Here is a 9,036-nt window from a genome sequence, read left to right as displayed (position 1 = left end):
CCATGGCCAGTGTGGCGCTGGTCAGCGCAGCGCAACTGGGCATGCGTTGGAGCATGAGCCGCCTGCCCTCGCCCGCTCAATGGCTCGAACTGCACAATCCGACGCAGCTCGATCTCCGTGCACTGGTGGTCGTTTGCGCCTCGATCACCGCTTATGCGCTCTCCATGCTTTTCTGGCTACTGGCCCTGCGGGGCTTGCCCCTGAGCCGTGCCTATTCGCTGCTCAGTATCAGCTACGCGCTGGTTTATATGCTCGCCGCAGCGCTGCCGTTTTTCCACGAGACGTTCACGGTATCGAAAACTGTGGGTGTCACCCTGATCGTGGCAGGTGTCTTGACCATCAACCTCCGGCGCATGTGCGACCCATCACCTCAGGATCTTTCCCATGAAAATCAGCGTTTTCGGTAGCGGATATGTCGGCTTGGTACAAGCGACCGTGCTCGCCGAAGTCGGCCACGATGTGGTCTGCATGGACATTGATCAGGCCAAGATCGATCAGTTGCGCCTGGGCCAGGTGCATATCTACGAGCCTGGCCTGGCCAACCTGGTGCGTGAAAATCTGGATCAGCAGCGTCTGAACTTCACTACCGACGGGCAACTGGCGGTGGAGCATGCCGAAGTCCTGTTCATCGCGGTCGGCACGCCCTCCCGAGACGATGGTTCAGCTGACCTGAGCGGCTTTTTCGCGGTGGGCGAAGCCATCGCCCGGCATCGACGCGAACCACTGATCATCGTCGAGAAATCCACCGTACCGGTCGGCAGTGGCGACGCCTTGCGCAGCCACATCGACAAGGCGCTGCGTCAGGCGGGCCGGCTGTTGCAGTTCGATATCGTCTCCAACCCGGAATTTCTCAAGGAGGGCTCGGCGGTCAACGATTGCCGGCGCCCGGACCGTATCGTCATCGGCTGCGAAAATGAAGCGGTGCGCAACGTCATGCGCGAGCTGTATGCGCCGTTCAACCGCAATCATGAGCGGATCATGTTCATGGACCTGCGCAGCGCCGAACTGACCAAGTACGCCGCCAACTGCATGCTGGCGACCAAAATCAGCTTTATCAACCAGATCGCCGAGCTGGCAGAACATCTGGGCGCAGACGTCGAGTCCGTGCGGCTGGGCATCGGTGCCGACTCACGTATTGGTTACGACTTCATCTACCCCGGTTGCGGCTATGGCGGCTCATGCTTCGGCAAGGACATTCGCGCCCTGATTCACAGCGCCAGAGAGGCGCATTGCTCCAACGACCTGCTGTCTGTGGTCGAGGCCATCAACGAACGACAGAAGAACAAACTGTTCGAGCGGGTCAACGCGTTCTATCAGGGCGACCTGCGCGGCAAGACCTTTGCCCTGTGGGGCCTGGCATTCAAGCCCAACACCGACGACATGCGCGATGCCCCCAGCCGCGTGCTCATGGAAGCGCTGTGGGACGCGGGGGCCAGCGTGCGCGCGTTCGACCCCGAAGCCATGCAGGAAACCCAGCGCCTCTATGGTCATCGCAAGGATCTGATTCTCATGGGGACGCCAGAATCAGCGCTCAACGAGGCTGATGCATTGATCGTCTGCACCGAATGGCAGCAATTCAAAGCTCCGGATTTCGAGTTGATCCAGCAGCGCCTGAACGCCCCGGTCATCTTCGACGGTCGCAATCTGTATGACACTGAACGGCTGGCAAAACGCGGCTTTCACTACTTCCCCATCGGGCGTGGTGAATCGTGCGATCTGCCGATCCCGCAGAAGCAGTGGATACCGCATGATCAAGTGGCGAGCAGTCAGGCCGTATAACAAACCTGCGACGCTCGCCGTGCAGAGTGGCTGTCAGTAACTGACAGCCACTCTCAGCGGTGCCTGACTGACGAAATAGTAGATACGATCCCCGACCTTTACGCTGTCAACAATCCGCAGAGGTGGTTCGGGTGGCTGCATGCTTTCCATCACAGCGACATTGCCGTCAGCGCTGGTAAGAAAACCAGTCAATTCAGCGTTGCTAGCGAGTGTTTTCAGCAGGCTCTGACTATAGAACACGCTGGCCCCCGCCAGCCGTTCGCTGGGCTGGAACAAGTCCACATGGCGTCCCTTGACCTGTAGGGCATGAACCTTGTCGGTCAGCGGCAGGAACGACAACTGCCGGTCTGCTCGCGGTGCCAGCCAGAGGGCTGCGCCGAGATACCCCGTCACAATCAATACGGCTCCGGCCACCGTCATCGCCCGTCTGTTGCGTACCACGAACGCAGCTGACGCAGAGCCTTGCGAGCGTGCCTTGAGCCGCTCGCCCAACACAAAGGCGTATTCCGCCGCGATTACGGCCGCCGCCGGGGCCAGTGACATCAGATAAACCATGCGTTTACTCGAGGCCAGCGACAACAGCAGGAACTGCGCGATCAACCACAGACTGAAAAACAGCAGGTAACGATTGGCCAGCAACTGTTTGCGGAAATGCCACAGCCCCAGGTAGACGAGCACGTTCCATGGCAAAAAGGCCTCGGGCAGCTTCGTCAGGTAGTAATGGAACGGCTCGTAATGCCCCGCCTCTTCGAACGAACCACTAAAGCGTCCGACACTGTTGGTCCAGAGCACATCCTTCAGCGACTGCGTACCGCCCTGCCCGTATAGAAAGCACAGCCATACCAACAGCGGCACCAGGGCCAGGACGGTGAACATCGCCGGGCGTAGCCAGTGGGCTAGCGCAATGCGTTTGCTCTGCAACGACTCGCAAACAAGCCAGACGAAGATGACCACACCCGGCATCGCGAGGCCCAGCACGCCCTTGCTCAGGGTTGCCAGCGCAATGCCCATTACGAACAGCAACCAGGCTCCTGCGCAGGACTCGTCGTTGCGCAGACGCTGACTGGCGTGGAAAAAGCCCAGCAACGCCATGCTCACACCCAGCGTCAGCAGCGCGTCCTCGCCCACCTGCCGCGAATTGCTCCAGAAGCTGGCCTGGGTCGCGAGCATGAACGCAGCCACCCAGGCCACAAAAACAGGGCGCCCGAAACGACGCAGCATGCTGTAAAGCAGCAACACGCTAAACAGACCCGCACAGGCAGATGCGAGCCTGACCGCCCAGGGAGTCGCACCGAACACCCCGATGGACGCAGCGTCCAGCCACACACTCATCGGCGGCTTTTCCAGGAACGGTTGATCATTAAGCTTCGGCGTCACCCAGTTGTCACTCAGGTGCATTTCCATGGCAATACCCGCCACGCGGGGTTCTGTCGAGTTTTGTAATTGGTGATTGCCCACTGCGAGAAAAAACAGCAACGCGCCCACTAACAAAAGCAATGGAGACAGTACGCGAGAAGTCATCAAGGGAATTACCGCAAAACCGTGGAAGGGAGAAACATACAAACCGAGCGATAAAGTATAAGAGACTTATTGTTGAGAATTTGTTAACCCATGAAACCTTCAGGGTGAAATCCCTGCCTTGATCGTGAACAGTTCAGGCTCTGTTCAGACTTCATCGCAGCTATATGAAAACAAAAAAATGGGGAGCGATAATCGCCCCCCATTCGATACATCAGTTCACGCTTTTTAAGTGAATCAGACCGCAGCAACTATCTTGGCTGGCGGCTGAGTACGACGACCCAGTACACCGGCGCCCGCTGCTACCAGACCCGAGATCACCAGAGTGATAAGCAGAATCCAAGCACCTTGCGAAACGCGCTTGGCAGTCACTTCAGCTGCTTCACGGGCTTTCTGTTCTGCCTGAGCTTTCAGTTCCTGATACTTGGCATAAGCCTGACGATAGCTGGCCTGCGCCTGATCGACGATTTGATTGGCTTCGGCATCAGTCTTGTTGCCACGCGCCTTGATCAGATTGACCAGCGCCTGACGATCAGCCGCATCCCAAGCCTGGTCGCCTTTGGCTTTGATGCGATCCATCAGACCGCTCAATTGCTCGTCAGCTTGCTGAGGATTCTGTGCGCTCTGCTTGGCAGTATTCTGCGCATCCTGCTGAGTCGCTTGAGCTTCCTGCTTGACGTTGTCCGGGTTCAGCTCGGGCTTGCCGGTCTGACGCATGGCCGTTTCGATTTCGCCCTGGATATCGTCCAGATTGAAATCAATGCCCTGAGCGCGCAATTGATCCTGAATCTTGCTGCCAACGGCCGGAGCCACCTGTGCGATACCGCTGCCCAGGGCCGACATGCCGCTGCCTGCCAGATTGAGGCCACCGCGTACGACGCCGGTCACTGCGCTGGAGACCAGATAAACAGTGATAAGCGATACAGTCGCCCACACCAGCAGGCCATGAAACGCGCCTTCGCGCTGCGCGAGACGTCCCGCGGCCCAGCCGCCGACGAACAGCGAGATCACCGAGCTTACAACGACCCAGATACCTGCGCCCGTACCCATACCGGACAGTGGATTGGCTTCCTGCATGGGATCGATACTGGCACTTCCGATTGCCGTACCCAGCAGGTTCAGCAACAGCGACACAACCATGGCCAGAACAACACCGGCCAGAATCGCACTCCAGGAGATTCGTTTAAGCAGCGGAGCCGCTGCATGAGTTTCGTGGTACACAGGGGCACCCGGGGCGATACGGTCGTCGCGAATCATAGTCATAGTCCTTTGAGTCATTGGCAGTGAACGCACAAATGTGTGACGTACCCATCAATGACCCAGGCGACGTTCAAGAAGTTTAAAACTTTTATAGACTTTTTTTCAGGCTGTACAAAGCACAATAGAACAGTATTGTTAATGACGCACAGCAACGGAACGTAACCTTCGCCCGATGCTCCAACCGCTTTACACACTTACCGTTTCATTAGGCTGTTTGCTCTAATTATTGAAGTTGTCTGACGTCTGCTAATAACAGACGAGAATTAACCTGTTGCCAACTTTTAACTGTCGATACTCACTGGATATACGCAACTCTGCAGGAATGCGCGCAGGTATCGTAATAAAGACGGCGCCGTACACTGTGCGCCAAAAAGCATGAAGGCCCGACTGAGAACAGTCAGGCCTTCGCAGGTGCATTGCCAGTGCCGTCAGGCGATACCGTTAGGCCCGTCAAGAACCTGCCTGACCTTCCTGGCGAGGTCCTGCGGCATACAGGGCTTGGACACCACCTCAAACTCTGAGCCGCCAATGTCGGTTCGCTCGATCGAGCTCTCAGCGTAGCCGGTGGTCAGCAGCACCTTGACCTTGGGGTACCTGCGCCTGACTTCCCGCGCGAGCATCACCCCGTTCATGCCGCCCGGCATGATCAGGTCGGTGAACAACAGGTCATACGTGCTGCCGGCCTCGAAGCGCTTCAGTGCCTCACGGGCGTTGAGGACGATTTCCGACACATAGCCGTAATCATCCAGCACCATCTTCGCCAGTTCGGCCACGTCAGGACGGTCTTCCACGATCAGAATCCGCTCGGAGCTGCCAATGCGCCTTTCCGAAGCTTTCGGCGGATCGTTTTTACTCAGTACCGCCTCGTCTACCGGGAAATACAAGCGCAGCGTAGTACCGACACCTTCTTCGGTATAAATACGCGCCGCGCCGCCCGACTGTTTGGCAAAGCCGTAGACCATCGAAAGACCGAGCCCGGAACCCTTGCCTTCTTCCTTGGTGGTAAAAAACGGGTCCATTACCCGATCACGGATACTCGCGGGCATGCCGATGCCATTGTCCGTCACCGCAATAGAAACATAACGCCCCGGCAACAGACCGTCATAGGACATATTGGCCAGCTCATCGACGACCAGATTGCGGGTTTCGATGAATATCTTGGGGTTGGGCCTGCCAATCAGCGCGTCCCGGGCGTTGATGAAAATGTTCAGCAAGGCAACTTCTGCCTGGGTCGGATCAATGCGGCAGTTTTTCAGTGCCGGATCCAGATCGGTTTCGATCACCACTTCCGGTCCAAAAGTACGCTCGATCAACGGCTCTGTCGTGGAGACCAGGCCATTGAGATTGAGGACTCGCCCCTGCAGCTTCTGTTTGCGGGCAAACGCCAGCAATTGCTTGGTCAATGTGCTGGCGCGTTCAACAGCAGACTTGGCGTGATGAACACTGCGCTGGACACGCTGCACGTCAATGGAGGGTTTCTCTGCCGCACTGCCGATCAAGTAGATATAGCCGCCCATCACTTGCAGCAGGTTATTGAAGTCGTGCGCGATGCCACCGGTAAGCTGCCCCAGGGCCTCCATCTTCTGTGCCTGACGCAATGCCTCTTCGGCATCTCGACGGCGGCTGATGTCCAGCTGCGACGCAAAGAAATAGATCAGGTCACCCGCGTCGTTATAGACCGGAGAAATAAACAGGGCATTCCAGAACGTTGAACCGTCCTTACGGTAGTTGAGAATCTCAGTGGAGATATCGACGCGTTCGTCGATTGCATCGCGAATGGATTTCACCACCGCCCGATCAGTGTCCGGCCCTTGAAGAAACCGGCAGTTGCTACCGATGATTTCTTCTGACGCATAACCGGTCATTTCCAGAAATGCACGGTTGGCAAAAATGATGGGGTTGTCCGGGCGATTGGGGTCCGTCACGATCATCGGCATCCGTGTCGTTTCTACCGCCGCGAAAAAGATATCCTTTCCCTGATGCTTGATATCTCCCGTCGCCGCATTGTCGACTCGGGCTTTATTTTCCGACACTCCAGAAACTCCACGACTGTTTATTGGGCTAGTGCGAATGCTCTCTCTAATGGCTAGGACTGGCGAAGCCTGAAAGGGTTCTCGCTGAGCAGACAAAAAGCAAATTATATTCAGTTAGTGCATTGAACAGCCTGAAAATATCGCCCGGCATCGACTGTTCACTCACCGGTTTAGTGACGCCAGTCACACATCACGCATCGAACACCTGTCCCTTTTCCAGAGCACGCAGGGCTGGCAGTTGACGCTGGCCGTGAACCACAAGGCGTATGCACTTGCAGTACCACCCACCGTTTCTGCTTTCCCCCTTGAACCTGACCCTGCAATTGTTCGGTTTCAGTACGGCTCTTGCTTTTACCTGTGTCGCCGAGGCTGATGTTGTCAGCCTGTCCAACATCGAAGTGGACGGCTCACGTATCGACAGCCCGGCGCAAATCGCGCGCGACGCGTTACGGGAAGTTCCGGGCGGTACCAACATTGTCGATATGAACACCGTCGAGCAAGGACGGGTCGCCAACAATGAAGACGTGTTCAAGTACCAGCCCGGCATCTACGCCAAGGCCGCCAACAGTGAGGGGGCAAAAATCTCGATTCGTGGTTCGGGCCTGAACCGGGCGCCTGGCGCGCATGCCTCCGGGCTGTTCGAAATGCTCGACGGCTTGCCGCTGACCGGCCCCGGCGGTACGCCCTACGAACTCAAGGAGCCGTTATGGCTGAGCCACGTAGAAGTACGACGCGGTGCCAATGGCTTTGAACTGGGCTCGCTGGCGCTGGGTGGCGCGGTCAACTATGTCACCCACACCGGTTATGACGCGCCCAGGCTGCAGTTGCGCTACGAAGCAGGAAGCCACGGTTACTCGAAACGGCAGATCAGCTCGGGACAGGTGTTGGGCGATCTGGACTATTACGTCAGCGTGACCGACTCAAGCTACAACGGCTTCCAGGACCAGAGTGCCGGCGGTAGCCAGGGTATCGCAGCCAACGTCGGTTACCGGTTCAGCCCGAATCTGGAAACCCGCTTCTTCTTTCGTTACCGGGAAACCGACAACGACTCGCCGGGCAGACTGACCCGCGAGCAGATCCGCCATGATCCACAGACGGCCAATGCGCTCAACCGTACGCGCGACTCAAAACGCCTGCAACCCGGCAGCACCTGGCTCGGCAACAAGACCACTGTTTATCTGGATGAAAGCTCACGCCTCGAAACGGGTCTGGTCTATCACGATTACCCCATGGACCTGCGCGAGGGCACCAATCGCCTGAAAGTCGCTTACACCGATATCAGCGGCACGCTCAATTACATACGCCAGGACACCGTGTCTGGCCATCAGAGCACGACCACGCTGGGACTGCGAACCACCAAGGGGCTGCCTGACAACGGCGCATCGGAATTCGTCCGCGTGCCAGCCGGCAACACCGCAGGCTATGCGCCAGGGACCAGAACCCGGAATTACAGCTACCTGGGCTCGGACAGCGTGCTGCACCTGAGCAATGATCTGGAGCTGGTACCGGACCTGTGGCTGACAACGGGCGTTGCCGCCCTCTATACCCGTCGCGAAACAGAGGTCACCTACCCCGCAACCCAACAGGCCGTCAGCACTCACGCCTGGGACTATGCTACCCGGCTGGGCCTGCGCTACGACTTCACGCCGCAATTGCAGCTTTACGGCAATCTGAGTCGCTCGGTCGAGCCGCCGCACGCCTGGTCAATGATCTGGGGTTCCAACCGTTTTTTCCCAGCAGGCAGCGGTGCGGCGACCGGCCTGCAGAGTATTGGCGTCAAACTTGAAAATCAGACCGCGACTACGCTGGAGCTCGGCGGCAAGGGTAATAGCGCAGCAGGCGACTGGACCGCAGGGTGGTATTACTCGCAGGTCAGACATGAACTGCTCAGTGTCGAAACCCAGGCAGCCAGCGCGACAGGCTCGCAAGTCATTGCCGAGTCCAACGCCAGCCCGACCATCCACACCGGTATCGAACTCAGCCTGGACAGCCCCCTGTGGCGGGGAGGCGCTGCGGGCAAGGTCGATTTACGCCAGGCCTACACGTTCAGCGACTTTCACTACCGTAACGACGACCGCTTCGGCGACAACGCGCTGCCGGGTATCCCCCGGCATTACTATCAGGCCGAGCTGCGCTACAGCCATCCTGTCGGCGTTTACGTAGCACTCAACACTGAGCACGCGTCGAGGATCGCGGTCGATTACGCCAACTCGTTTTACGCCGATCAGTACACCTTACTGGGCGCCACACTGGGCTACGCGTCACCCGGCGAAGACTGGCAGACCTGGCTGGACCTGCGCAATCTGACTAACCAGCGTTACGCCAGCACCGTGACACCCGGCTATGACGACAATGGCAAAGACATCGCACGCTCGACACCCGGCGACGGGATGGGGATTTATGCCGGTATTTCCTGGAGCCTTCGTTAGGCGCAAGGCATCGTTGG

General features: G+C 57.9%; 6 protein-coding genes. 3 read left to right on the top strand and 3 right to left on the bottom strand.

The window, feature by feature from the left end; all coding sequences use genetic code 11:
- The first annotated feature begins 2 nt into the window (after positions 1 to 2).
- The gene (gene arnF, locus ACW55A_RS04420; RefSeq protein WP_003370934.1) at positions 3 to 407 is read left to right on the top strand and encodes a 4-amino-4-deoxy-L-arabinose-phosphoundecaprenol flippase subunit ArnF; all 405 of its coding nucleotides are present in this window, start codon (positions 3 to 5) and stop codon (positions 405 to 407) included.
- Positions 385 to 1,779 carry a UDP-glucose dehydrogenase family protein gene (locus tag ACW55A_RS04415; RefSeq protein ID WP_003435331.1) on the top strand — a complete coding sequence of 465 codons (1,395 nt, stop codon included), beginning with the start codon at positions 385 to 387 and terminating at the stop codon, positions 1,777 to 1,779. The genes arnF and ACW55A_RS04415 overlap by 23 nt, the downstream gene beginning before the upstream one ends.
- A gap of 33 nt (positions 1,780 to 1,812) precedes the next feature.
- Here the strand turns inward: ACW55A_RS04415 and ACW55A_RS04410 are convergent, their stop codons facing one another.
- From ACW55A_RS04410 to ACW55A_RS04400, 3 genes are all read right to left on the bottom strand, one after another.
- Positions 1,813 to 3,300 carry an ArnT family glycosyltransferase gene (locus ACW55A_RS04410; protein WP_498810749.1) on the bottom strand — a complete coding sequence of 496 codons (1,488 nt, stop codon included), beginning with the start codon at positions 3,298 to 3,300 and terminating at the stop codon, positions 1,813 to 1,815.
- Positions 3,301 to 3,534: 234 nt separating this feature from the next.
- Complete coding sequence (locus ACW55A_RS04405) at positions 3,535 to 4,554, bottom strand: TIGR04086 family membrane protein (protein ID WP_498810750.1); 1,020 nt, start codon at positions 4,552 to 4,554, stop codon at positions 3,535 to 3,537.
- 431 nt (positions 4,555 to 4,985) lie between these two features.
- Positions 4,986 to 6,590 (bottom strand): hybrid sensor histidine kinase/response regulator, encoded by a 1,605-nt coding sequence (locus ACW55A_RS04400; protein ID WP_498810751.1) that lies wholly within the window; start codon positions 6,588 to 6,590, stop codon positions 4,986 to 4,988.
- 272 nt (positions 6,591 to 6,862) lie between these two features.
- On the opposite strand from ACW55A_RS04400, the gene ACW55A_RS04395 reads away from it, so the two are divergent.
- Positions 6,863 to 9,019: a TonB-dependent receptor family protein gene (locus ACW55A_RS04395; RefSeq protein ID WP_498810752.1), complete on the top strand. Its 2,157-nt coding sequence runs from the start codon at positions 6,863 to 6,865 to the stop codon at positions 9,017 to 9,019.
- Positions 9,020 to 9,036: the final 17 nt, after the last annotated feature.

The organism is Plantibacter cousiniae (nom. nud.), assembly GCF_977070315.1.
This window is presented reverse-complemented; position numbering and strand designations above follow the sequence as displayed.

Excerpts from the sequence above, each read along its gene's own strand:
- arnF (WP_003370934.1), top strand. The coding sequence starts at position 3 with ATGGCCAGTGTGGCGCTGGTCAGCGCAGCGCAACTGGGCATGCGTTGG.
- ACW55A_RS04415 (WP_003435331.1), top strand. The coding sequence starts at position 385 with ATGAAAATCAGCGTTTTCGGTAGCGGATATGTCGGCTTGGTACAAGCG.
- ACW55A_RS04410 (WP_498810749.1), bottom strand. The coding sequence starts at position 3,300 with ATGACTTCTCGCGTACTGTCTCCATTGCTTTTGTTAGTGGGCGCGTTG.
- ACW55A_RS04405 (WP_498810750.1), bottom strand. The coding sequence starts at position 4,554 with ATGATTCGCGACGACCGTATCGCCCCGGGTGCCCCTGTGTACCACGAA.